Here is a 25,276-nt window from a genome sequence, read left to right on the forward strand (position 1 = left end):
AATAAAATAATTATGATAAAAAATTTAATTAATAAAACAATATATTATTTATTAATTATTATACATAAGTTCTTTTTTAGTTAAAACTTGTCTTAAACCGTCTTTAGCCTGCTGATCATTTCCATTATAGCTTAATGCATTTCTATAGCTTTCTTCAGCATTATCAAGTTCATTAATTCTATAATAACATTTAGCCAAAGCCAAATTAATATCAAACATATCCCTTTTAGAATTTGCCAAATTCAAAGCCTCATTATAAGCATATATCGCATCATTGTATTGAAGTCTTCTATATGAGAATGCACCATAAAGCATATAGTTTTCAACACTAGGCGACATCTCCACTAACTGAGCATAATATGATGTAGCATCATTATATGAACGAATTTCTTCCATCATAGTAGCTAATGTTATCCAAGCATTTTCTCTTACTAAAGTAGTATTATTCTCATCATTTGCCGCTATAAGCAAAGATTCTTTTGATTTTGCATAATCTTTTGTTTTATAGTATATCATTCCAGCTCTGTATATACTTTCTCTGTCTTTAGGGTATTTAGAAAGAGTATGATTATAATAATTTAAAGCTTCATTATTATTTCCTATATTTTCATAATAAACAGCAAGTGTTCTGCTTGGAAAGGCATTTCCAATATCTTCTGCAATGGATTCTTTCAATAATTTTATTCCCTTATCAGAATTGCCGTAATATAATTCCAATTCTCCTAATCTAGGCATAAATATAGCATTATTAGTTTCTATTTTATATATTTCCTGATAATATCTAAGAGACGGTAAAAAATCTTTTTGTCTGTATGTTATATCTCCAAGTCTTTCTAATGCTGTTTTATATAAATCATCTTTATTATTTGCCATTATAATTTTTTTATAATTAGCTTCTGCCTCTTTAAGCATACTTCCTTTATAGTATGCATTAGCAAGAAGTCCTGTAGCAAAATATGTATTCGTATAATCTTTCATTCTTGTAAGTCTCAAATAATATTTAACCGCCCTGTCATACATATTTTCTTTTTCATATAATTCGCCTAATTCTAGTATAGTGTCTGCATCATTAGGATTTTGTTCTAATATCTGTTCATATACTTTTTTTATTCCGTCATAATCTTCAACTTGCTCATATATTTTTACAAGTTTTTTTATGGAATCAGGCTTTGTATCAGAGTTTACTAAACTTTTCAAATACATTTCTATAGCACTGTCTGTATCTCCTGATATAACATATATATCTCCGAGTATAGTAGAAGCCTTATCAGCATATTCGCTTTTACTTCTTCTCACTAATTTACTTAAAGTATCATAAGCTATGCTTTGAAAACCCTCATTAAGTGCTATTAATCCTGTATAAAATAGAGCCTCATCATTTTCTTCCAATTTTAAAACTCTTTCATAATATCCTTTAGCCAAACGAGGCAGATTTCTATCCATATAAAATCTTCCTAAAGTAAGAAGGCTGGGTATATAATTGCTGTTTATAGATAATGAAGTTTCTAATGAAGTTAATGCCTCATCATACATTTCTTTTTCTAAATATGAAATACCTAAATTATGTTTTAACTGTTCATCTAAATATAATGAATTTGTCATAGTATTAAATATTTTTATTGCTGAGTCATATTCTTCTGTGGCATTATATATTTGTCCTAAAAGTATATTTGCTTCATATTCTTTTTTAGGGTCTATTGTATCTCTTACTTCCTTTTTTAAAATAGATTTAGCTTTATTATAATCTTTATTTTTATAATATTCTTTTGCTAAAGTATAATCATCTGCAATTTTATAATTTAATTTTACTTTACCATGTATTATTGCTACATTCAATGATATTATAGCAATCAAGCCTAATGCCCCTATAGATAATATAAAAACTATCATTTGAATATTTTTATATTTATTTAATTTTTTATTGTATATCTTTTTCCTGTATGCCATCTAAAATCCCATTTATAAATTTATAAGAATCTTTATCGCTAAAAATTTTTGAAATTTCTACAGCTTCATCTATTACTACAGATTTAGGTATATCTTTCAAAAATATTAATGAATATATAGACATTCTAATAATTGATTTATCTAAATATTGTATTCTTTTTATATCCCAATTATTAGAATATTTTTCTATTAAATTATCTATTCTTTCTAAATTATTTATAGTTCCTTCTACTAAAGTTTTAGTAAATGAAAATATATTTTCAGGTATTTTCTTATCATAATCAAAGTTTAAAATTTCATTTATAGTTTCTTTTCTATAATTAATTTCATAAGAGTATAAAGACATAACAGCATATATTCTTGCCTGTCTTCTTGACCCATAAGATGATAAATCCATATCTTTAATATCTTCTTTGTTTTTTGATTTTATTATCACCTTTTTTTTAACAGCTTTTCTAGGTACAGCTTCAATATTTTCAGTTTCATTGCTATTATTTATACTATTTTCTTCAGACATATATAAAACTCATTATTTAATAATTTTTATAATATTATTTTTTATATTTTCGGAATATAAATCATAAAAATAATTTTGATATTATGATTATTATATATAAAAATATAGTATTTTAGTCTGTAATAATTATAATAATTTCAGCTATTTACAATTAATATAATTTTTATATAATATAAATACAGTTTTAATTTAAGGTTTATATTATGAGCAAAGTTGCTGTAATAAGATGCATGAATTATAATTTAGAGGAAGTAAAATCATCTATTAAAAGGGCTATAGATTTGCTTGGAGGAATAGATTTATTTGTTAAAGAAAATGATAAGGTATTGCTTAAGCCCAATTTGCTGGCTGCTGAAACTGCCGACAGATCTGTAACAACTCACCCTGTGGTATTTGAAGCAGTTGTATCTATACTTCAGGAAAAAAATGCATTAGTTTCTTACGGCGATTCTCCTGGAATAGGTAAGGGAAGCAGTGTTGCATTGAAAGCTGGAATAGATGAAGTTGCTAATAGAATGAATGTTAAATATGCTGATTTTGAAGAGCCTATAGGAGTTTCTTATGAGAAAGGCATACAGGAGAAAAGCTTCACAATATCAAAGCCTATACAGGAAGCTGATGTTATAATAAGTCTTCCTAAATTAAAATCGCATGCACTTACAACTATGACAGGGGCTGTAAAAAATCAGTTCGGATGCATACCTGGTTTTAGAAAGGCTGAGTATCATTTGAAGCTTCCTGATTTTGAAGATTTTTCTACTATGCTTCTTGATTTAAATAAACTTATTAATCCTAAGCTTTATATAATGGACGCTGTACTTGCTATGGAAGGAAACGGACCTAGAAACGGAACTCCTAAAAAAGTTAATGCTTTAATAGTATCAGCAGATGCTGTTGCTTTAGATTATGCTGCTTCTCAGATAATATCATTTGATTATAATACAATACCTACTTTAAAAATGGGATTTAAATACGGCTTTTCAAACAAAAATGATATTGAAATATTAGGCGATGGTATAGAAAGTGTAAAGACAGCAGATTTTAAAAAGCCCCATAAAGGTGTCGGCATAGGAAGAAGTTTAATGAAATTAAGTAAATTTCCTCTTATTAAAAGACTTTTTTCTTTTATTATACCGAAGCCTGTTATAGAAAAAAATAAATGTGTAAAATGCGGGGTTTGTGTAAATGTATGTCCTGTAACACCTTTGGCACTTAATTTTGATAAAAAAGGTAAGGATTATCCGCCTGAGTATTATTATAAAAGCTGCATATCTTGCTACTGCTGTCAGGAATTATGTCCTCATAAAGCTATAGTGTTAAAAAGAAAATTTTAGATAATACATATAATCATAAATTCATTTTAATTAAATATCAATTTGCATATTAATAAATTTTTTTTTATCTCTATTACTTATTTACTTATTTATTATATAAGTGCTTAATTTATAATTGCCTTAATCTGAAAGAAACCTCAATGATAAGTAGCCTATTTAAAAGAACAATTGCAAAAAATTAAGAAACTAATAGAAATACATAGAATATACAATCAGTTATTTTATATAAGTATATTATAAAGCTAAAATTATTTTAAGAGTTTAAAATCAAAAGATATATATTCAGATTTTACTGCTGTTATAAGTATTAATATTTTAGATTTTAATTTTATTATATCTTGTATTTTATAAAAGAGTTAGAAACTAATTATATTATATTAAAAAACTAAACACTAGATTTTAAATAGCAAAATTAAAGTAAGTCTGATATATAAAAAAGGACAATACCTTATAAAAGATACCGCCCTTAATTATTTATTGTTTTAATGCTGTTTATATTTTATTTAGCCTCAATTATAACTTTATGCTGTCCGTCATAACCGAATATTTCAGGATTATACATCTCTTCAGCTTTAGTAGCAGGAAGCAGATATTCACCAGGCGTAACCGCACGAACTACATATTTGTATATATGCTCTCCTTCGCTAAGCATATCTGCAAATAATAATACTTTATCATTATAGTTTTCAGTATGATTAAATCCTCCCCACCACCAAGCAGGTTTTCCTGACTCGCCTGTTAATTCTTTAACTTCGCTGCTCTCTGTATCGAAACCTGCATTCAATATTCTCATACCTGCTGCAATAGGAGTATCAACTACAACAAAATGTCTTTCAAAAGGAGCTGTAATTTTCACAACTACAACATATTCCTCACCCTGCCTGAACTTATCTTTAGTAATATCTAATACTCTGCCGTCTTTAGTTTGATACTGTCTTTCTACTTTTATTCCCATATCTCTATTAACTGCTAAATCACGAGGTGCATAAGTAAGTTTAATACCATAATAAAGTCTGCCTTCTCCGTTTCTTCTAATATTGGCTAAAGTATTTTTAGTATTTGAATTACTTAATCTTTCATTCATAAACTCATCTAATGCATATTTTTTTGTTAAGCTAGGCTGAGTTCTTGAATTAAATGTTTCTTCAAGTAAAGTTTTACCCTGATATATTAACTCTGCTTTGAAATTAGGATTAATATTTTCATACTTTTTATAATATATGTTCATAGCAGCAAATACTGATACATTATCCTGAGTATTTAAATATCTGCCGTTTTTTCTTGACTGAATTAGCCAGCGAACTACTTTCTCATTAACTGCATTGTCATAGCCTGTTTCTATTAAAGTATATAAAGCAGCAGATGTATCTCTAACAGATGAAGAATGTATCCAATAAAGATTAGCATATCTTTCTTCAAGTTCATAATGTGCAGTATTAGGGTCTTCTTTTATGGTATTGAGTATATACTGCCTCACAGTATTTAATGCATTATTATCATATTTGTTATAATACATAGCTCTCATTAATTGAACCTGTCCGTATAAAGGTATATTATTAACTTTAGGATATATTCTGTCTATTATAGCTTTCACATCATTAGCATTGTATCCGCCTTCAGAAAGAACGGCAGCAATATAGGCTATAGAAGATAAATTTATATATTCATCATTCCAGAATCTAGGTTTTTCAGAATCTCCGCTTTTAGCATAATTATTTATGTATTCTAATGCCAATTTCAGAGAGTTTTCATCAACTGTATAGCCTTCTTTTTTAGCCTTAATCATAGCTTCAGCAGCATAAGCGGTAAGCCAAGTAGACACCCAAGTTTTGCTAGTCCAGTAGGAGAATCCTCCGTCAGCACTTTGATATGTAGGCATAGTTTTTAAGAAATCCTCTACAGTTTTATCTAATTCTTCTTCAGCTATATCAGTAAGCTTCATATCTACTAATAATCTTTTGCTTGTTATTATAGGATACACTCTTGATAACTGCTGTTCCAAACAAAGATAAGGATAATTGATAAGATAATTTATTCCTCCTGTAAGCTCGCTGAATGCACTAGGAGACATATAAACTTCTAAATCCCCAGCACCGCTATAGGCTTCTGCTGTATTAGGAATTTTAAGCATTAAGTCTGTGTTATTATTTGTAGTGCTTGAGAATAATGCAGCAGATTCTGTAGTCATAGGAACATTAACTTTAAAAGTTTTTTCTACAGCATCACTATACTCTCCGCCTTTAGCAAATATTGTAACTTTAGCTTCCCCTCTGTTTGTAGCTATAATATCAAATCTTATATCAGCATTTCCGCCTTTAGGAACATTTATTTTCTGCATATCATTTTCTATCATAGCATTAGAAGCAGCAGCCTGAACTTCTATTTCTAAATCTTTATCTGAATAATTGTATATTATACCTCCAGCTTTGAATCTGTCTTCAATATATGCAAATTCAGGTATGGTAGCCATAAGCATAATATTTTTCTTAACTACAACGACATCATCAGAAGCACCGAAATAACCGTCTTTATTTATAGCAGAAGCCATTATTCTAAATGATGTAATATTATCAGGCAAATTGAATGTAACTTTAGCTTTGCCGTCAGCATCGGTTTTTACTCTTCCTTGATAGAATGCAGTTGTTAAGAAATTTTTTCTTATACTGAATACATCCATACCCATAGCTTCAGCTTTAGCCATAAGCATATCATTAGCCGTTCTCATACCATCGCCGCCCGGAGTATCGCCTTTCTCACCATAGTTGCGTTGTCCTATCAAATGTATTCTTGTGTCGGCACTTGCTACACTCAAAGGTCTTTGTCCGTAGAAAGTATTAAACCAATTCGGAGTTTTATAGCCTATCAAATTTAATACTCCAACATCAACTACGCTTAGCATAATCTCTGTTTCCATAGGCTTGCTTTCTTTAGTTTCTACATATAAGTCTACTGTCATTTCATCACGCGGTTCTAAGCTGTCAGCAGATTTCGTTATTTTTACATTAAGCTCTTTTTCACGCGGAGATACTGAAAGCCCTGCATAACCGATTTTAAATGACGGTTTTCCTTCATCAGATGCATAATTAGTATATGCTTCATTTTCAACTCTGCCCTTAACAAGCGAAACACCTACATAAATATTAGGTAAATATTCCGGCTGTATAGGTACTTCTATTAAAGCTGTAGAACCATTTATATTAGTAACAAAAGAATCTATTACATATTCTCTTTCAACCGTTACCAAAGCAACAGCACTTTCATAAGGAGATTTTATCATTATTTTAGCTGTTTCATAAGGCTTATATTCTTCTTTTTCTGTTATAAGCTCTAATAAATCATCATCATACATAGCCCAAGGAGCATAGTCATTTCCTATAACATACATATATTCATCTGCAGCAGCCTCTCTATTTTTTGAGTCTTTTGCTCTTGCAGATATCATATAAAGCCCTGAGTCTGCAGGGGTAAAGCTGTATGAGATAGGCTCTTTAGCAGTTGTAATTGTTCTAGTTTCAATAACATCATCAATTTGTTTAGATTCCCATGCAAATCTTCCGCCTGTTATAGCTTTCCTTACAGATTCCCAATGTCTTCTTATAACCTGCACTTCTATTTTTTTACCTTCAAGTCTGTTTCCATCAGGATCAACAGCAATGAACTCTAATTGTGCAGGCTTATCTGTTTCTAAGAAATAACCTTGTCTTTTTACACCTATATAAAAATCGCTTCCATGTACTAATATATTTTTAGTAGTGCTTACTTTTTGAGAATCCTGCCCCAATACAGTTGCTTCTATATTAACATAGGCAGCATGTATTGAACGGCTCGCATCTATCTTAGGCTCATAAGCATATTCGCCGTTTCCATCTAATGAGGCAGTACCGTTTGCTATTGAAGAATAATAATCGCTGTAATATTCATCTTCAAACCATCTTAATTTTGTGAATCTGAATCCTGCATTGTTAGGCGGAATAAAGAAAGTTTCCCTCATAGATATATTATAATCAACTTGATTGGATATCATAGGCTCTCCAAATAAATACCAGCCTGACATTTTTATAGGTATTGTATCGCCTAGATAATAATTTTTATTTTCAGCCCAAAGTCTGCTTTCATATTCTAAAGGCTTGAATTCTTCTACTCTGAAGCTTTGAGATAAACTGTATGAGCTGCTTTCTTGTCTGTCATTATTTGATTCATATTTAAACTCTGCATATACATTGTAATATCCTGTAGGAGCATCAGCAGGAAGAGTAAAATCTATTAAATAAGAACCGTATTCATTTAAAGTTATAGTTCCTTTATATATTTCCTCTCCTCTTGAATTATTAATTATAAATGAACCGTTTTTCAAATCATTAGGTATATTCCAATTTCCGATTTTATTTTCTCTTATAACACCTTTTATATGCACCTCTTCGCCCGGTTTATAAATGCCTCTTTCTGTAAACATTGAGCCGTTATATGTTTTATCAGCAGGAGAATAATCATAATTAATATCCATTCTCCAAGGCGAAACACCTGTACCCCAATCACTATTTATAAATGATATATCATCTCCCTTTGTAACTATAGCCCATTGTCTTGGGGTACTCCATCTGCTCACTCTTTTTATTCCTAAAGCTCTGAAGCCTTTAGTATTTGCTATACCATTTTCATCTGTTACAGCTCTTTCTAATACTCTGTTAAAATCATCTCTTATTTCTACAGATGCACCTTCTATAGGCATTCCTGTTTTTAAATCTGTTACAAATATAGTATTTGAATCTCCTGAGAATTTACCTGTTACGCCCATAGAAGTTATTTGTATTTGAGAAGCTGCAGAATAATTATTTTGACTTTTATATCCTGTTTTGCTTTTAAACTCTATTGATAATAGTCCGTACTGCTTATTATTCATATAATTACTTAAATATAATGCTTCCGTAATATATTTGTTTCTTTCAACATCAGGAGTATATTCTGAAGTATTATTGTACCCGTATAAATTTTTATATTGATTTGTATATCTTATAAATTCAGGACTTTTATCATATCTATATACTTCTTCATTAACAAATAGAAAAGGTATAATATTTTCTTTATCAACATATCTGCTTTGTATATTAATAGTATTAGGGTTCATTACTTGAATTGGAAGTTTTATTCCTTCATAAGATTCAACAACGCCCATTCCCGAAGGTATAGAAACGCTTGGATTATAGTCTGTAACATTTAATGTGATATTCTGCTCCTGACCTAAAGTCTGCCCATAAGAATCTTTTAAACTTCCATTAATTTTTATATTATAAGTAATATTAGGGTTAAATCTTAATCCATAAAGTGAAAAACTTTTAGATGTCCAAGAATCCCATTCAAGGTCTTCTTCTGTAGGAAGCTGAATAGCAGGAGTTATTTCAATATTTCTTATTAAATCTTTCCATTCAACTCTTGTACTGAATTCTATTCTAGGAGCTTCAGGCGAGTATGATGCTGATACTGTCTGCTCATTGCTTCCGCTGAAATAAAAATTGTCATATGTATAGAAAGAAAAACTTTCAGAAGAAACAGTGCCTAGATTTCCATTGACAGCGGCAAGCCCTTCATCTGCGATTACAGATATTCTGTCATTTTTATTTAAAATATTTTTAGGTTTTATAACAATAACCTCTTCTAATTCATATTGATCAATTTCCCATTCTCTCAAATCTGCTGTTTTTGCATATCGCACATCAAAATCTAATTCTCTATTGTTGTTGCTTGATATTAATTTTATTTTATCTTTTGCACTTTGAAGATATATAGGCATATTATAGTAAATTATAATATCAGTATCTATAGAAAGTCCTCTTCTTCCGTCATAAGGAGAACTTTTAAGCATTATAGGTCTTAAAGTATTAAAAGTCCAAGTATAATCATTTTCTAACATTTCCCCTGTTAATTCGCTTTTTATTCCTCTTTTTAATGTTACCTCTATTTCAGTATTATCAGGCAGAGGTTCAGCAGGGTAGAATGCTAAAGTATTAACAGAAATCCATTTATAATTGCCTTTTACATCTATATTAAAACTAAAATATTCATTAGTTATTTCTTTAACAGCCTGCAAAGCAGTCATTTGCTGATTAAAAGTGACTGTTATTGTTTTATAATTTTCTCTTCTTGTATTTTCTCCTATTGGAGTTGTTCTGTCAATAGTTACTGCGGCAAACATACTTGCTCCTGTGAATATAATTATACTTAATGAGATTATCATAATAAAATAAATAGTCTTAAGCTTTCCCATAATATCTCCAATAAATCAAATTTCGATATATTATATCATAAATAATTTTAAAGTAAATTAAGTGAAAAATACCTTATAACAGCATTATTTACTTTAAAGTTTTATGTTTAGAATAATTATAAAACTCAATGAATGTAAAAATGTAAAAAAGTTATATAAAATACAATTTAATATAATGTTTTTAATACAGCTTTGCTTAAATTAGTATATATATTTTTTGCTTTTATATATTTATAAGGGTTATATTTATTAACATAGATTTTTAGAAATATAATATTATAAAATGATTAATTTATTTTCTATAAATTTTTATTATGAATATATAATATATTTGTAAATAACAGCAGTTTTTATTTTGATTTTATTACTATATAATTATCTGTATTTAAGATATAGCTTTTATTAAAAAATATATAGTGAATAATTTTTTATATTTATTAAATAAATTAATTAATATATACTTGAAATAAAATATATTATTTAATATAATATATTTATTAGTAATAAATCGTATTAAGGAGTTTTTATATGTCTGATAAAAGATTAACAACTGAATTTGGGGCTCCTGTTGAAAATAATCAGGATTCTATAACAGCAGGTGCAAGAGGTCCTATGCTTCTTCAAGATGTATGGTTTATGGAAAAGATGGGACATTTTGACAGAGAAGTTATACCAGAAAGAAGAATGCATGCTAAAGGTTCTGGGGCTTATGGTACATTTACAGTTACTCATGATATTACACAATATACTAAGGCAAAAATTTTTTCTGAAGTTGGAAAGAAAACTGATTTATTTATAAGGTTTTCTACAGTAGCGGGTGAAAGAGGGGCAGCTGATGCTGAAAGAGATATTAGAGGTTTTGCTATTAAATTCTATACTGAGGAAGGAAACTGGGATTTAGTGGGAAATAATACTCCTGTATTTTATTTCAGAGATCCTTTAAAATTCCCTGATTTAAATCATGCTGTAAAAAGAGACCCTAAAACTAATATGAGAAGTGCACAAAATAAATGGGATTTCTTAACTTCTTTACCTGAAGCCATTCATCAAATAACTATAGATATGAGCGATAGAGGAATACCTTACAGCTATAGATTTATGCATGGATTTAGCAGTCATGCTTACAGCTTTATAAATAAGGAAAATAAAAGAGTATGGGTAAAATTTCATTTTAAAACTCAGCAGGGAATTAAAAATTTAACAGATGCGGAGGCAGAAGCAATAATAGCAAAGAATAGAGAAAGTTCTCAAAAGGATTTATTTGATGCTATAGAAAGAGGAGATTTTCCAAAATGGGATATGAAAATTCAGATAATGACTGAAGAGCAGGCTAATGCTAGCAAGAGAAATCCTTTCGATTTAACTAAAACTTGGTCTCATAAAGAATATCCTTTAATTGATGTAGGAGTTTTAGAATTAAATAGAAATCCTGAAAACTATTTTGCCGAAGTAGAACAATCAGCATTCAGCCCTTCTACAATAATTCCTGGTATAGGCTTTTCTCCAGACAGAATGCTTCAGGGAAGATTATTTGCTTATACTGATGCTCAAAGATACAGATTAGGGGTTAATTATTCAAGCATACCTGTAAATGCACCTAAGGTTAAAGCTAATACTTATCATAGAGATGGTAATATGAGAGTAGATTCTAATAATGGTTCTAGGGTAGAATATGAGCCGAACTCTCAGGGTGAATGGAAAGAACAAAAAGAGTATGCAGAGCCTCCTTTTAAAATTTACGGCGATGCTTTTAGATATGATTATAGAGAAGATGATGATGATTATTATACAGATACAAGAGCATTATTTAATCTTATGACAGATGATCAGAAAAAAGCATTATTTGAAAATACTGCAAGAGATATGAATGGAGCTTCTGATGAAGTTAAGCTAAGACATATAAAAAATTGTATGAATGTTGATAAAGCTTATGGTCTTGGAGTAGCTAAGGCATTAGGCTTTCAAGAAAAGGATATAAAATAATAATTTTTATTAGCAATAATAATAAATAATTAAAAAAAGCGAGCCGAAGCACATCGATAATTTATTATCGATGTAGTTAAAGCGACGCCAAAGGCGGACTTCGTCGGCGAGCATAGCAATAATAAAAATAATAATTTTAAAGCTTGAAGACTAAATATAAAAATTGCGGACATTCAATAAGTTATTGTTTGTCTGTAATTTTTATTAATAATAAAAAAAGTTTATAGCCAGCAGTAATAAAAATATAGTTTTAAATACTATAAATCTAAATATAAAAATTATGAAAAGTATATTTTAATATATTTAAATAATAAAATATTATAATTATTTTGTTTATTCGCCGCTAATTCTGCTGCATATACCTTCTACTATAATATTATAATCTTTTGTATTTTCTATATTTAAAAGATGTCCTGCATTCTCAGTAATAAATAAATCCTTATCAGGGGCTTTTATTGTCTGATAATATTCTCTTACAATTATAGTAGGAACCTGCCAATCATTAGCACCGCATATAAAAAATATAGGTATATTGAAATTTGAGAACTTGCTTGTATCATAATTTATTAGATAATGTATAAGATTTTTATTCAAATTTAAAGGCTGAAAGTTAAAAGCATCTTTTATAGAATATATAGGACTTTGCTTTATGATTTTACTGAGCTTATCATTACCTTCATAATATCCTGCTAATTTATATTTTATTTGTATTTCCCTGAAATTTTTGAATATATTAAATACATTATCTTTATTTATAATATACGGATAGTTTTTTAGCTTGTTAATTTTTTCTATGTATTTTTTATTATTACTCTTTTGAACAATATCATAACAGTGATCAAATCCTGCTTTTTCTCCCTTTTGAAAACTTATAATCTGCCCCATACCAATATATGCAGATATTAAATTAGGAAATTTCTTTATAAACTCTATTCCCAAAACACTGCCCCAAGAATGCCCTAATAATATAATGTATTTAGAATTATATTTTAACTTAACATAATTAATAGTTTCTTTTAAATCTAGTAATAAATTTTCTGCAGTTATATCTTTTTCTAATGATTTATTTTTTGATTGAGTTTTTCCTGTTCCTCTTTGATCATAATATATTAAATTATAATTTTGGCTTTTTGAATGCATTTTATATAGAAAATATCTTTCAGAATCACCGGGTCCTCCGTGTAAAAATATTAAACTTACATTTGATTTTTTAGGATAATGTATAAAATATTGTTCTATGTTATTTATTTTAACATACTCTTCAAAAAATATGTCCATAATTTCATTCTTCTGCTATTATTTATTAATGTTATGTTTTATAAAATTATTATTAAATATAATTAAATTTTCCATAAGTAATTTTTTTATGAAGATTAATAGCCTCTGAATCTGTAAGATGAGCAACATAATCTTTTACTAATTCTTCATCGCTGTTATAGGGGATATTTGCCTTTTTAAATAAAGTATCTTCCTCTATGATTTCTTTATGCTTTAATAAATATTCAAATATTGTTGATATTATTCTATTAACCCTTTCAACATCTTCTAATATTGCTTTGCTCTCATAAACAGTTTTAAACATAAAAGCCCTTAAATTATTAACAGCATTTAAAACTTTTTTATCAATATCAATTTCCATTTTTTCCATACTTGCTTCTATTACACCCATAATCATAGTATCAGCCCTCTCTCCATAAGTAGTTCCGAGAACATTAACAATATCTTTAGGTAAATCTTCATATTTAAGAAGTCCGTATCTAATAGCATCATCAACATCGTGATTGGCATAAGCTATAGTATCAGATATCCTTACTATCATACCTTCATTAGTAGCAGGTCCTGATGAGCTTGCTATAAGTTTTCCATTTTTTCCTTTTGTATGTTTTATAATGCCGTCTCTTACTTCAAAACTTAAATTAAGTCCTTTGCCTTTTTCAAGATGTTCTACTACTCTTAAAGAATGCGAAGAATGATGAAAACCTTTAAAATATTTTGATATAGCCTTTTCTCCTGCATGTCCGAATGGAGAATGTCCTAAATCATGCCCGAATGCAATAGCTTCTGTTAAATCTTCATTTAGTCTCAATGCCCTTGCTATGCTTCTTGCTATTTGCATAACTTCAAGTGTATGTGTAAGTCTTGTTCTGAAATCTCCTACGGAAAGCATTATAACCTGAGCCTTATCTTTTAATCTTCTAAAATATTCGCTATGTACTATTCTGTCTCTGTCTTGCATATATATTGTTCTTATATCATCTTTTTCTCTCGGATATGCTGTTCCTTTGCTGTCTGATGAAAATGCTGCGGCAGGGGATAAAAAACTTTTCTCTCTGGTTTCTATATCAAGTCTTATAGTTCTCAAAATATATTCCTTCAATATAAAATTAAATACTTATAATATAAAATTAAATATTTAAAAATTATGTTAATAATAAATCAATTAATAAAAAAATACAATTATAATAATTATTTATTAATATATTATATACATAAAAAAATCCTGTATTTAAAAAATATTTTTTAATAAAATACAAGATTTTTTATTTTATATTATTCTACTGTAACACTTTTAGCTAAATTTCTAGGCTTATCAACATTACATCCTCTAATTACAGATGTATGATAAGCTAATAATTGCAATGCTACTATAGAGACTATAGGCATAAACATATCTTCAACTTTAGGCAGATAAATTATTTTTTTGTATGAATCTTTATCTATATCAGCATCTTCTTTAGCAAAAAGTAAAACATCAGCACCCCTTGATATAACTTCTTTTGTATTACTTATCATCTTACTAAGTATCTTTTCCTGTATAGCTAATGCCACTACAGGAGTATTATCTACGATAAGAGATATAGCTCCGTGTTTAAGCTCTCCTCCTGCATAAGCCTCGCAATGAATATAGCTAATCTCTTTCATCTTTAAAGCTCCTTCCATAACTTGATAATAATCTAAATCTCTGCCTATAAAGAATATACTATTAACATCTTTATAATCTAAACATAAACTCTTTATTTCATCATTCATAGAAAGTACTTTATTTACAGAATCAATAGTATTAAGTAAATTTTTTATAAGTATTTTGATATAATCGTTATCCTTAATATTTCTTGCAGATATTATTTTAAAAGCTATTAAATACATTATAGCCATTTGTACAGAATAAGCTTTTGTAGAAGCAACTGATATTTCAGGTCCTGCATAAGTATATATAACATAATCAGCATTTCTTGCTATTGAAGAACTATTTACATTTACTATAGCTAAAGTTTTGTATCCTTTTTCTTTAACTAAATTTAATGCCGCTAAAGTATCGGCAGTTTCTCCTGACTGAGATATGAATATTGAAAGAGTTTTTTCTGTCAGTATTGGATTTTTATATCTAAACTCAGAAGCTATTTCGCATTCTACGGGTATTCTGCAATTATCTTCTATAAGTCTTTTTCCTATCATAGCAGCATGCATAGCAGTACCGCATCCTACTATATATACTCTGTCAAAAAATGTCCAAAAACTTTCATCTTCAATTCCGTCTCTTTCAAAATTAGGAAGCCCATGAACTATTCTAGGCTCTATAGTATCAAGAAGTGCTTTAGGCTGCTCATTAATTTCTTTAAGCATAAAATGATCATATCCGCATTTTTCAGCCTGCTCTATAGTCCAATTTGCTTCAAGTATTTCATAGTCTATTTTTTTCAAATTATTGTCATATATATTTATTTTATCCTTTTCTAAAACTACTATATTTCCGTCATCTATTAAAACATATTTATTTGTATATTTTAATATTGCAGGTATATCAGATGCTAAAAAATTTTCTCCTTTTCCCAAAGCAGCTATTAAAGGAGCTGATTTTCTAACGGCATATAATTTATTAATATCATCTTTGAAAATTATAGCGAATGCGTATGAACCTTCTATAATTTCTAAAGCCTTTTTTATTGCAGTTAAAGGATCTCCTTCGTATAATGAATCTATTAAATTGGCAGCAGCTTCAGTATCAGTTTCTGATAAAAATTTATATCCTTTTTTTATCAAATCATTTTTTATATCTTTATAGTTTTCTATAATACCATTATGTACAAGCGAAAGTCTTTCTGTAAAATGAGGATGAGCATTAATATCTGACGGTGCCCCGTGAGTTGCCCATCTTGTATGTCCTATTCCTATATTTGATATTATATTTTTTTCGTCTTTTAAAATATTCTTCAAATTTTCAAGTTTTCCTTCAGATTTGAATGTGATAATATCATTTTTAGAATCAACTATAGATATACCAGAAGAGTCATATCCCCTGTACTCTAAAGAAGATAATCCATGCATTAATATATCCGAAGCATTATTATCGCCTATATATCCAACTATTCCGCACATATAAAAATCCTTAAAATTCTAGTTTTTTGATAATTATATATAATAAATAAAAAAAAATAAAAAGTCAATACTGTTTAGAGTAATATTTTAAACAAATACTTTACAAAAAGACTTATTTAGTATAGAATTATGTTAATATTTATTATTACGAAATTGCTGAGTAATAAATTTCAAATTGAATAGGGTATTATCATGAAAACTATTAATCTAATACTAGGAAATCATAATCATCAGCCTGTAGGTAATTTTGACTTTGTATTTGAAAGTACATATCAAAAATCTTATAAACCATTTTTAGAAATATTAGAAAAGTATAAAGATATCAAATTTAATTTTCATTATACAGGATGTTTATTAGAATGGATTGAGAAAAATCATCCTGAACATATTTATACTTTAAAAAGACTTGCTGAAGAAAAAAGAATAGAAATACAAAGCGGCGGTTTTTATGAACCTATAATGCCTTCAATACCTGATAAGGATAAAGATATACAAATAAAAAAATTAAATAGATATATAGAAGATAAATTTAATATTACTCCTCAGGGTGCTTGGATTGCCGAGAGAGTTTGGGAGCCTTCATTAGTTAAAAATTTAGCTATGAATGGAATAAAATATATAATGCTTGATGACTCTCAGTTTTTGACTGCAGGGATAGATACTAAAAATATGTTCGGATATTTTATAACTGATAGTGAAAATTACAAATTAAATATATTTCCAATATCTCAGGAGCTTCGTTATTTAGTACCTTTCAGAGAAGCTGAAAAGTCTATTGAATATTTGAAATCAATAGCAACAGAAGAAGGCGATAGGGTTGTGGTTCTTCATGATGACGGAGAAAAATACGGAGATTGGCCTGGAACACAAAAATGGGTTTATGAAGATAAATGGCTTGAAAAGTTTTTTGATGCTCTTACTAGAGAAAAAGATACAATCATTACTACTACATATAGTGAATATATGGAAAAATATTATCCTATATCAAAAATTTATATACCAACAGGTTCTTATGAAGAGATGCTTACTTGGGTGCTTCCTGCCAAAGTTCAAGATGAATTTCACATAAAACAAGAAGAATTAAAAAAATCTCAAGATAATGAGATTATAAGCAGATTTATGAGAGGAGGTTTTTGGAGAAATTTCTTCAGCAAATATTCTGAAAGTAATAGAATGAATAAAAGAATGATATTTGTTTCTAATATGATAGGAGAAATTACTGAATCTAATTATAAAGAAAAGGAAAATGCTTTAGAATATTTACTTAAAGGACAATGTAACTGCCCTTATTGGCATGGTACATTTGGCGGGCTTTATCTCAATAATTTAAGACATGCCACTTATTCAAATTTGATTAAGGCTGCTTCTATATCTTTGGAAAAAATTTACGGAAGAAAATATTTTTTAAGTCATAATTTAGATTTTGATATGGACGGCAGAGATGAGATTATGATTTCCTGTGAAAATTCGGGATTAATTTTCCATACTTTAAGCGGCTCTATAATAGAATGGGATTTGAAAAAAGAAAATCCTATAAATTTAATAGACTGTATTAAAAGAAGAGAGGAGGCTTATCATATAGCTGCTTTAAGAAATTCTAATAATAAAAATGATGATAATGAACATGTATCAATACATGAAATAGGTAAAAAAATTGATGATAATATAGCTAAATATTTGGTATTTGATAAAAATGAAAAAGTATTCGGTGTGGATCATTTCTTAAATAAAATGCCTTCTGCAGAGGAGTTTCAATTATTAAAATATGAAGAAAATGCTGACTTTTATAAATTACATTATGATAATGTAGAAAATCTTATTAATAAAGATTATGCAACAGTATCTTATGAAAAAATTTCTAAAGTTAATGGAAAAGATATTCGTTTGATGAAAAGGTATATAGTAAATAATGACGGAAGTTTTCATATTGAATCTATTATAGAAAATAAATCTAATGAGGATACAGAGTTTGTATATGCCCTAGAAAATAATATAACTTTACTTGCAGGGAATGAACCTGACAGATATTATATAGGAGGCGATAAAAAAATATCTAATAATCTTTCATACTGCGGAGAATATAGCGGTACAGTTTTCGGTATGGCTGATGAGGGATATATAAAGGTTAAAATATTAATGGAAGCAAGCGAAGAAACTGAATTTTTATATATGCCTAATTTTACAATATCTGATGCTGTTGATAAACTTGAAATGAATTATCAGAATTCTACTATAGTATGCTGCAGAAAAACATATTTAAAAGCTAATGAGAAAATAAAATATAAAATAAAAGTAATTGTTAAAGATATTTAAATTTTAAGGGTAATTTTGATGAAACTATTTTGTATTATATCTGATAAGATTGGTGCAGGTAAAACATATATTTCTTCTCATATAGCATCATCTTTAAAAATGCTCAATAAAACAGTATGTTACTACAAGCCTTTTGTTATGGGAGTACGAGGTAATAAATTGTTTGACTGCGAATATGTAAAGAATAAAACTGCTCTAAAAGCTTCAGAAATATTTGTTTCTTATGCCTCTAACGGCAATATATCGCCTTTTCATAGTATCAATACAAAAATAGATGAAAGGGATATTACAGATTTAATATATGAAAATAAAGATATTTATGATTATATGGTGTTTGAATCATTATCTTTATATACTCCTATAAAAGAAAATTATAATTTTATGGATCTGATATTAGATATAGAAAAAGAAAATGAGATTCATATAATACCTATTGTAGAATATGATTCTAATATTATACATTCAGCTTTAGAGCAGACTGAATTATTTCATACCAGAGGCTTTAAAATACCTTTTATCATAATAAATATAAAAAAAGATTTATTTATTTCAAATAATGTTATCAATTATATTAGAAGTCAGGTAGAACCTATAAAAGTTTATATGACAGAATTTGATAATGAAGCAGAAAATAAAAAAATAGAATATATTAAATATCCTGAAATTATTAAAGAATTATTTTAATATATTCATAAAATTTCATAAAAGTATTATCTATATTATCTTCCCAAGTATTATGCGTAAATATAATATGTGCTGTTTCTCTGTATAAATCATCTCTTTGTTTGGAAAGTTCAAGCAGTTTATTTTTATTTTTTGCCAATAATGGTCTTTCTTCAGCATTTATATTCTTGAGTATAATATCAGGATTTCTATCTATAAAAACGGATACTCCTTTACATTTCATAATTTTTCTATTTTTTTCTGCCAATACTATACCTCCTCCCGTAGATATAACAGCATTATTAAAATTACTTAATTCTTCCAATACTTCGCTTTCGATATTTCTAAAATAATTCTCTCCGTTATCCGCAAAAATATTTGTTATATTTTTATTTTCTTTTTTTTCTATATAGGAATCCGTATCATACAAACTATAATTTAACTTTTCAGCAAGCATTTTTGATAAAGCAGTTTTTCCGCAGCCTGGAAGCCCTATTAAGAATATAGTTTTATTATTCATCATAAATTCCTAAAATAATTAAATTCTCAGTACTTTTTTCAAACTCTTCAAATTCTTTTTTATATCTGTCAAAATCGCCTGTCATATCAACATAAAAATAATACTGCCATTTTCTTTCAGTATGAGGGCGGCTAACTATAGAAACCAAATTAAAATTTTTTAATTTATTTAAAGAATATGCCAAACTTCCATTTTTATGCGGAAGCAGAAATCTTATAGTCATTTTATTACCGTTTTTTAAAGCATTATCATAATTCGCTACTATAATAAATCTGGTAGTATTTCCATTTATATTTTCAATATTTTCTTCCAGCATTTCTAAATCATAAAATTTATAAGCATTTTTATTTGAAATAGATGCCGTATTTTTATCATCGCTATTTGAAACTATAAAAGCAGCTTCGGCAGTATTTGATGCTGTAATAGTTTCAAAATTATTTGCTTTTATAAAATTAGAGCATTGCTTCAAAGCCTGATGATGAGATATAACCTTTTTAATATCTTTTATACAGGTATTTTTTTTTGCCATAAGTCCGTATTCTATAGGCAGATAAATTTCCCCTACTATTTTGCAGTTATAATCAGCAAGTATATCCAAAACCTCATTAACCATACCAGTGGAAGAATTTTCTAAAGGCAGAACTCCGTAATAACTCTCCCCATTTCTTATACTTTCAAGTACATCATCAAAATTTTCTTTTTTTATAAGATTGGCATTTTCTCCGAAGAATTTTAATGCAGCTTCATATCCGTTTCCGCCCTCTCTTCCTTGATAAACTATTTTTTCATTATATTTTATATTCTCTTTATTATTATTTTTTTTATTATTATTGTTTTTATTGTCATCGCTTTTGTCAATTAAATATTTCTGCAGCTGTTTTGAAGTGTACATTATCTCGCTGTAAATAGTTGTAATTAATCCTGATAATTCTTTATTTTCAAGTAATTTTATTTTATTTTGTATAACTTCTTTTTCTCTTTTAGGATCAAATATTTGAGCATTGTATTTCTTTTTTGTTTCTCCCACTTTTATGCTTATTTTCATTCTTTCATCTATTAAATTTACTATTTTTTTATCTATTTTGTCAATTTCTTTTCTTAATTCCTGCAGTTCTTCAGCGAGCATAATAATTCCTTTTTTTTAAATTAATATTTTTTTATTATTGCAATTAATATCATACTAATAATAATTAACATTATACTAAATAGATTTCAAATTGTAAAGAATTTTATTTTGATAAGTTATATAAGCTCTAAATTTAATAAAAATTATCACTTCTATATTATGTTATTTAGTATGTGACAGAATTTTAAATATTTTTTATATTGAATTGTTTTTTTATAATTTCCTGATGCTCTAAAGATGTATAGCCTAAAAGCTCAAAAAATAATTTGCTTGGAAAAACTGAATATTCAATATATTTATGATAAGGACGAACTAATTTATAATATTTTTCATCTAATAATTTTGAACGCCCTAATGTCAGCAAAAATACTCCGACATATTCTCCATTTAATTTATCATCATAATCATAATCATCTTCAAAATCATTTACTTTTATTAATGTTTCATTCAAATAATTAAATATTTCATTTTTATAATTTTCTATATTAATAGATAGGCAGTCAGCTATAGAAGATAAAAGAATGCTGTTATTTTCATTTAATATTTTTTTATCATCAAAACTTCTGTATATATTTAAAGTATTTTCTATTATTTCTCTATTAATAATATTTTGTATAGGAATAATAGTATTTTTTATAGGAGCATATATTTCAAATAATAATTTCATTGCATCTACATTATTATTAATAAGAATATTTGTAATAGTTTTTTCATCTTTTTTTATAAGTGATTCTTCTATCATATACCATAAAGGTTTTGAATCAATTATTCTGCATAGAATTTTATTTTTTATATAATCATCATCTATAAGTCTTTTTGCAGCTTCAATATTTAAAGGCATATTAATAGCTTCTATATGATAACTTCCAAGCAAATTAGGAGCTTTATCAACTATTTTTTTTAATACTCTTTTTTGTATATCATTCAAATTATGGTTTACTAATTCTTCTTTTTTATCTTTATATGGAAAAACTCTTATAACAGCTTCTATCAATATATCATTATTATTAACATCATCTTCAATATTAGTATTTGTTTTGATGTCTTCAATGCTTAATAATGTTTCAATATCGCTGGAATATATCCAAGCATATTTTGCAATATTAGAAAAATTATCGTCCCATACCCAATCAACACCTGAACAATTATTTTCAGCTATGTATAAAAGTAAATCTGAAATATCTTTATTAAATATTCCTGTATAAGCTAAACAAATTGCAGCAGAGGCTCTTACTAAAAGAGATTTGCTGCTGTTCATAATATTATAAACTTCTTCAATATGTTTATTAACTTTTAATTTTTTTATGTTATTAATATCGCTAATATTTGGATATTCTTTATAATAGTACTTATTAGAAATTTTATAATTATGCTTTGCAGATGTAAAACCTTGTATTAATAAAGTTGAAGCCTGACGGATATAAGCATTATTTTTATTTCCGTTTTCTAATTTTAAACATTCATCATAAGAAAAATTTAATATTTCATCTAAAGAGTTTGAAATAAAGCATAATAATCTCATAGCCTCAAGTGAATTGCTTTTATTATAATAATCAAGTATTTCATTTTTATATTTTTTAACAGTACCATAATATTTAGTTTTATAAAAGAATGGTGTATTTATAAAATGACTTTCCCCTAATGCTATTCTTGCAAGAAATATACATCCCCATTCTGAAGCATTATTATTAAGCTTAAGTAAATCAGCCAAATAAGGAACAGCCATTTTTGAAGATTTATAAACACTTCCTTGATGAGTAGCAGCAGAGTAAAGTCCGTACACTCCGAAATTAACATCATTATCATCATCGCTTGTTAGAGCTTCTATATAATAAGGTGTTAAATCTGCTTTGCCATAAGCATCATAAACATTGCCCCATTTTTCATCATAAAGTCCTTGAGGAACATATCTATTTTTTCCTGTTAATGGAGGACGTTCTTTTTTATCAGCTTGAAATTTATAATTTTTATCAGTATTTATATAATAATTATCCCATTTTGGAAGTGATTTTATATTCATAATAATTTATGCTCCTTATAAAATTTCATCGCTGCCTTAAATTTTTTATTCGCATTAAATCATTAAACTCAATTAAATCATTATAATACATTAAAATTATAATTCAATCAATACTGTCATCAGGTTTTAAATATGTATGATGATTGTATAAAAAAATACTATAAAGTCAAATATAAAAGTTGTGAGTGCCTGACATTATTAATAATAGCAATACTTATTAAAGCTATAAACAGGAAGTTGCTTGTCAGGGAGTTTATTGCTATCATTAATAAAATAATTAATAATTTGACATTAAATAGAAATTATGATATATATTTGCATCAATTTATAATGTTGCAATGGAGAATAGTATGATAACAGCACAGCACAGCACAGCACAGCACAGCACAGCACAGCACAGCACAGCACAGCATTTTTATTTTAAAAAATCTGCCGTCTGTAAATTTACAAAATCGGAATTAAACTATATAAAAATTACCCTCTTCCTAAAAATAATTTTTGGAGGGTAATAAACAAATATCATATATAAAATACAAAATTATACAAATTATGTCATCTCTCTTAAAGATTATTAATCTATCTTGTACATTATATATCTTAAGTCAGGTATGTAAGCAAGCAATTAAATATTATTTTGTATCTGAATTATAAATAAATAATAAAAAATGTGTATAATTAAAAATAATATATAAAAAGGAGAACCAAATGGAAAAAAAAAATTTTAAACATTATTTGAAGGCGTTAGAAAATGATGATTTTGATACGCTTCAAATCTTAATTATTGATGAGGAGTTGGCAAATAGGCAAGATGAAGATGGCAATACATTGCTTCATCATGCAGCAAGATTAGACAAATACGATGCAGCTGCAATGATAGGCAGTTCTTTTAACCCATTTATACGTAATAATGATGGCAAGACACCTTTCAATGTAGCGTATGAATATGATAATATTGATACGGCTAAGATTATTGATATTATTAGAAATTCTTGGCAGGAGAAACACGGCAAATATAAAGAAGAATATGATGATGACAATGACAAAAGAGAAATTCCTTTTTATTTGACTGGCACTAAAGATTCTATCCTGCAAGGATTTGAAGAAAATAATATTAGTGATGAAAGCTTATTAGATACTACATATAGCAATGGGAGTATCGTATTGAAATCAGTCTTAGAAGCGTGGAAACTTGATTTTATTAATGAAAAAATGCCGCCTGTAGTTGAGATTCTCATAGATAAAGCAGGAGGAGATGTTGAGCAAGTTATAGAAGGATTTAATCATTATATAGAGCTATGTGAAAATGAAATTTGGGACGAGCCCGCAGTTTATACAGGCATAAACGAAGACGGAGAAGAAGACTATCGCTATGAGACTGACCCAGATGAGTGGATAAGAGATATTTTGCCTCTTGACGAGTGGGATGAGCTTAAAGAACAAATGCGAGCCTATGCAGCTAAACAACAATAGCAGCTTTGATGATCTGATAACATATAATAAGCTTGGGCTATGCGGTAAGGAGCTGGAATCCAAAATGCGGGAACTCACAAAACTTAGAGCCATAGAGCTAAAGCGAGATATCGCATTTTGGGACTTTAAAGATTTTAGTTACGCTCAATATAAACAAATACATTGCTATATATTTCAAGATATTTTTGAATGGGCAGGCAAAGATAGATATGAGCTAGGATTTAGCGGTAAATTGAGCAAATATATTATACAGTTTTGCCGCGGAGATGAGCTTGAAAGCTATGCAGATTCTATATTTTCTGCTTCTAGTAAAATCACTCAAACTTATCTTAATAATTTGCATAGTGGGGCTGAATATTCTATAAACATAAGCCGCAAACTTTATAGCAAAAAATTAGCAAATCTTTGGAGTAAACTTAATTTTTTGCATCCATTTCGCGAGGGTAACGGCAGAACTTCAAGGATATTTTTGGAAATGTTTGCCAAATCTTTAAATATCAATTTTGATATAGATAGTATAGACAGAAGAAAGCAAGTTATCGCATTAAATAGAGCAATGAGAGGCATACTACAAAACCTTGAAGAATTAGTTTTTATAAATATTAAGCAAAACTAAAATTAAAAAAGCAGACATATAGGAGAAAAAATGGAAAAAGAATTTAAACCAAAAACTAAAAAAGAATTACAAAAATTAGTAAGAGATGAAAATATCAATCTCGGAAGTATTGATACAAGTTTAATAAC

16 protein-coding genes are annotated in these 25,276 nt (G+C 27.8%); 7 read left to right on the forward strand and 9 right to left on the reverse strand.

The features are described 5' to 3' along the window. Positions 1–51: 51 nt before the first annotated feature. Both QZ288_RS05100 and nusB read right to left on the reverse strand, forming a co-directional pair. Positions 52–1,947: a tetratricopeptide repeat protein gene (locus QZ288_RS05100; protein WP_295155871.1), complete on the reverse strand. Its 1,896-nt coding sequence runs from the start codon at positions 1,945–1,947 to the stop codon at positions 52–54. Beyond that, positions 1,919–2,464, reverse strand: coding sequence for a transcription antitermination factor NusB (gene nusB, locus QZ288_RS05105; protein ID WP_295155874.1), 546 nt, complete (start codon positions 2,462–2,464; stop codon positions 1,919–1,921). Before nusB ends, QZ288_RS05100 begins: the two co-directional genes overlap by 29 nt. A 203-nt stretch (positions 2,465–2,667) precedes the next feature. Between nusB and QZ288_RS05110 the strand changes: the two genes are divergently transcribed. Continuing rightward, complete coding sequence (locus tag QZ288_RS05110) at positions 2,668–3,798, forward strand: DUF362 domain-containing protein (RefSeq protein WP_295155876.1); 1,131 nt, start codon at positions 2,668–2,670, stop codon at positions 3,796–3,798. Between the two features lie 499 nt (positions 3,799–4,297). Here QZ288_RS05110 and QZ288_RS05115 read toward each other — a convergent pair whose 3' ends face one another. Then, positions 4,298–10,060, reverse strand: coding sequence for an Ig-like domain-containing alpha-2-macroglobulin family protein (locus tag QZ288_RS05115; protein WP_295155878.1), 5,763 nt, complete (start codon positions 10,058–10,060; stop codon positions 4,298–4,300). A 528-nt stretch (positions 10,061–10,588) separates the two neighbouring features. On the opposite strand from QZ288_RS05115, the gene QZ288_RS05120 reads away from it, so the two are divergent. After that, positions 10,589–12,043, forward strand: a complete 1,455-nt coding sequence (locus tag QZ288_RS05120; RefSeq protein WP_295155882.1) for a catalase — start codon at positions 10,589–10,591, stop codon at positions 12,041–12,043. Positions 12,044–12,376: 333 nt separating this feature from the next. On the opposite strand, the gene QZ288_RS05125 is transcribed toward QZ288_RS05120, so the two are convergent. The 3 genes from QZ288_RS05125 to glmS form a co-directional block, all read right to left on the reverse strand. Further along, entirely contained in the window at positions 12,377–13,321 is a 945-nt protein-coding gene (locus QZ288_RS05125; protein WP_295155884.1) for an alpha/beta hydrolase, read from the reverse strand. 52 nt (positions 13,322–13,373) lie between these two features. Further along, on the reverse strand, positions 13,374–14,405 hold the full coding sequence (locus tag QZ288_RS05130) for a deoxyguanosinetriphosphate triphosphohydrolase (RefSeq protein WP_295155887.1): 1,032 nt from the start codon (positions 14,403–14,405) through the stop codon (positions 13,374–13,376). A 188-nt stretch (positions 14,406–14,593) separates the two neighbouring features. Continuing rightward, a complete protein-coding gene (gene glmS, locus QZ288_RS05135) occupies positions 14,594–16,420 on the reverse strand; it encodes a glutamine--fructose-6-phosphate transaminase (isomerizing) (protein ID WP_295155889.1) in 1,827 nt (608 codons plus the stop codon). 192 nt (positions 16,421–16,612) lie between these two features. Between glmS and QZ288_RS05140 the strand changes: the two genes are divergently transcribed. Both QZ288_RS05140 and QZ288_RS05145 read left to right on the forward strand, forming a co-directional pair. After that, positions 16,613–18,733: an alpha-amylase/4-alpha-glucanotransferase domain-containing protein gene (locus QZ288_RS05140; RefSeq protein WP_295155892.1), complete on the forward strand. Its 2,121-nt coding sequence runs from the start codon at positions 16,613–16,615 to the stop codon at positions 18,731–18,733. 18 nt (positions 18,734–18,751) lie between these two features. Next, on the forward strand, positions 18,752–19,417 hold the full coding sequence (locus QZ288_RS05145; RefSeq protein WP_295155895.1) for an AAA family ATPase: 666 nt from the start codon (positions 18,752–18,754) through the stop codon (positions 19,415–19,417). On the opposite strand, the gene QZ288_RS05150 is transcribed toward QZ288_RS05145, so the two are convergent. The 3 genes from QZ288_RS05150 to QZ288_RS05160 all read right to left on the reverse strand — a co-directional run bounded on the left by QZ288_RS05150 (position 19,401) and on the right by QZ288_RS05160 (position 23,062). Next, positions 19,401–19,916, reverse strand: a complete 516-nt coding sequence (locus QZ288_RS05150) for a shikimate kinase (RefSeq protein ID WP_295155898.1) — start codon at positions 19,914–19,916, stop codon at positions 19,401–19,403. The genes QZ288_RS05145 and QZ288_RS05150 overlap by 17 nt on opposite strands. Next, positions 19,909–21,042 (reverse strand): chorismate mutase, encoded by a 1,134-nt coding sequence (locus QZ288_RS05155; protein WP_295155901.1) that lies wholly within the window; start codon positions 21,040–21,042, stop codon positions 19,909–19,911. The genes QZ288_RS05150 and QZ288_RS05155 overlap by 8 nt, the downstream gene beginning before the upstream one ends. Before the next feature lie 184 nt (positions 21,043–21,226). Continuing rightward, positions 21,227–23,062, reverse strand: a complete 1,836-nt coding sequence (locus QZ288_RS05160) for a hypothetical protein (protein ID WP_295155904.1) — start codon at positions 23,060–23,062, stop codon at positions 21,227–21,229. A gap of 350 nt (positions 23,063–23,412) precedes the next feature. Between QZ288_RS05160 and QZ288_RS05165 the strand changes: the two genes are divergently transcribed. From QZ288_RS05165 to QZ288_RS05175, 3 genes are all read left to right on the forward strand, one after another. After that, complete coding sequence (locus QZ288_RS05165) at positions 23,413–23,571, forward strand: hypothetical protein (RefSeq protein ID WP_295155907.1); 159 nt, start codon at positions 23,413–23,415, stop codon at positions 23,569–23,571. Between the two features lie 196 nt (positions 23,572–23,767). Next, positions 23,768–24,532: an ankyrin repeat domain-containing protein gene (locus QZ288_RS05170; protein WP_295155909.1), complete on the forward strand. Its 765-nt coding sequence runs from the start codon at positions 23,768–23,770 to the stop codon at positions 24,530–24,532. Continuing rightward, the gene (locus QZ288_RS05175; RefSeq protein WP_295155912.1) at positions 24,486–25,148 is read left to right on the forward strand and encodes a Fic family protein; all 663 of its coding nucleotides are present in this window, start codon (positions 24,486–24,488) and stop codon (positions 25,146–25,148) included. The genes QZ288_RS05170 and QZ288_RS05175 overlap by 47 nt, the downstream gene beginning before the upstream one ends. Positions 25,149–25,276 lie beyond the last annotated feature (128 nt).

The organism is uncultured Brachyspira sp., from assembly GCF_910578695.1.
In the GTDB taxonomy this organism is placed as follows: domain Bacteria; phylum Spirochaetota; class Brachyspiria; order Brachyspirales; family Brachyspiraceae; genus Brachyspira.

Excerpts from the sequence above, each read along its gene's own strand:
- QZ288_RS05155 (WP_295155901.1), bottom strand. The coding sequence starts at position 21,042 with ATGCTCGCTGAAGAACTGCAGGAATTAAGAAAAGAAATTGACAAAATA.
- QZ288_RS05100 (WP_295155871.1), bottom strand. The coding sequence starts at position 1,947 with ATGGCATACAGGAAAAAGATATACAATAAAAAATTAAATAAATATAAA.
- QZ288_RS05160 (WP_295155904.1), bottom strand. The coding sequence starts at position 23,062 with ATGAATATAAAATCACTTCCAAAATGGGATAATTATTATATAAATACT.
- QZ288_RS05170 (WP_295155909.1), top strand. The coding sequence starts at position 23,768 with ATGGAAAAAAAAAATTTTAAACATTATTTGAAGGCGTTAGAAAATGAT.
- QZ288_RS05125 (WP_295155884.1), bottom strand. The coding sequence starts at position 13,321 with ATGGACATATTTTTTGAAGAGTATGTTAAAATAAATAACATAGAACAA.
- QZ288_RS05140 (WP_295155892.1), top strand. The coding sequence starts at position 16,613 with ATGAAAACTATTAATCTAATACTAGGAAATCATAATCATCAGCCTGTA.
- QZ288_RS05175 (WP_295155912.1), top strand. The coding sequence starts at position 24,486 with ATGAGCTTAAAGAACAAATGCGAGCCTATGCAGCTAAACAACAATAGC.
- glmS (WP_295155889.1), bottom strand. The coding sequence starts at position 16,420 with ATGTGCGGAATAGTTGGATATATAGGCGATAATAATGCTTCGGATATA.
- QZ288_RS05110 (WP_295155876.1), top strand. The coding sequence starts at position 2,668 with ATGAGCAAAGTTGCTGTAATAAGATGCATGAATTATAATTTAGAGGAA.
- QZ288_RS05145 (WP_295155895.1), top strand. The coding sequence starts at position 18,752 with ATGAAACTATTTTGTATTATATCTGATAAGATTGGTGCAGGTAAAACA.
- QZ288_RS05150 (WP_295155898.1), bottom strand. The coding sequence starts at position 19,916 with ATGAATAATAAAACTATATTCTTAATAGGGCTTCCAGGCTGCGGAAAA.
- nusB (WP_295155874.1), bottom strand. The coding sequence starts at position 2,464 with ATGTCTGAAGAAAATAGTATAAATAATAGCAATGAAACTGAAAATATT.
- QZ288_RS05120 (WP_295155882.1), top strand. The coding sequence starts at position 10,589 with ATGTCTGATAAAAGATTAACAACTGAATTTGGGGCTCCTGTTGAAAAT.
- QZ288_RS05165 (WP_295155907.1), top strand. The coding sequence starts at position 23,413 with ATGATAACAGCACAGCACAGCACAGCACAGCACAGCACAGCACAGCAC.
- QZ288_RS05115 (WP_295155878.1), bottom strand. The coding sequence starts at position 10,060 with ATGGGAAAGCTTAAGACTATTTATTTTATTATGATAATCTCATTAAGT.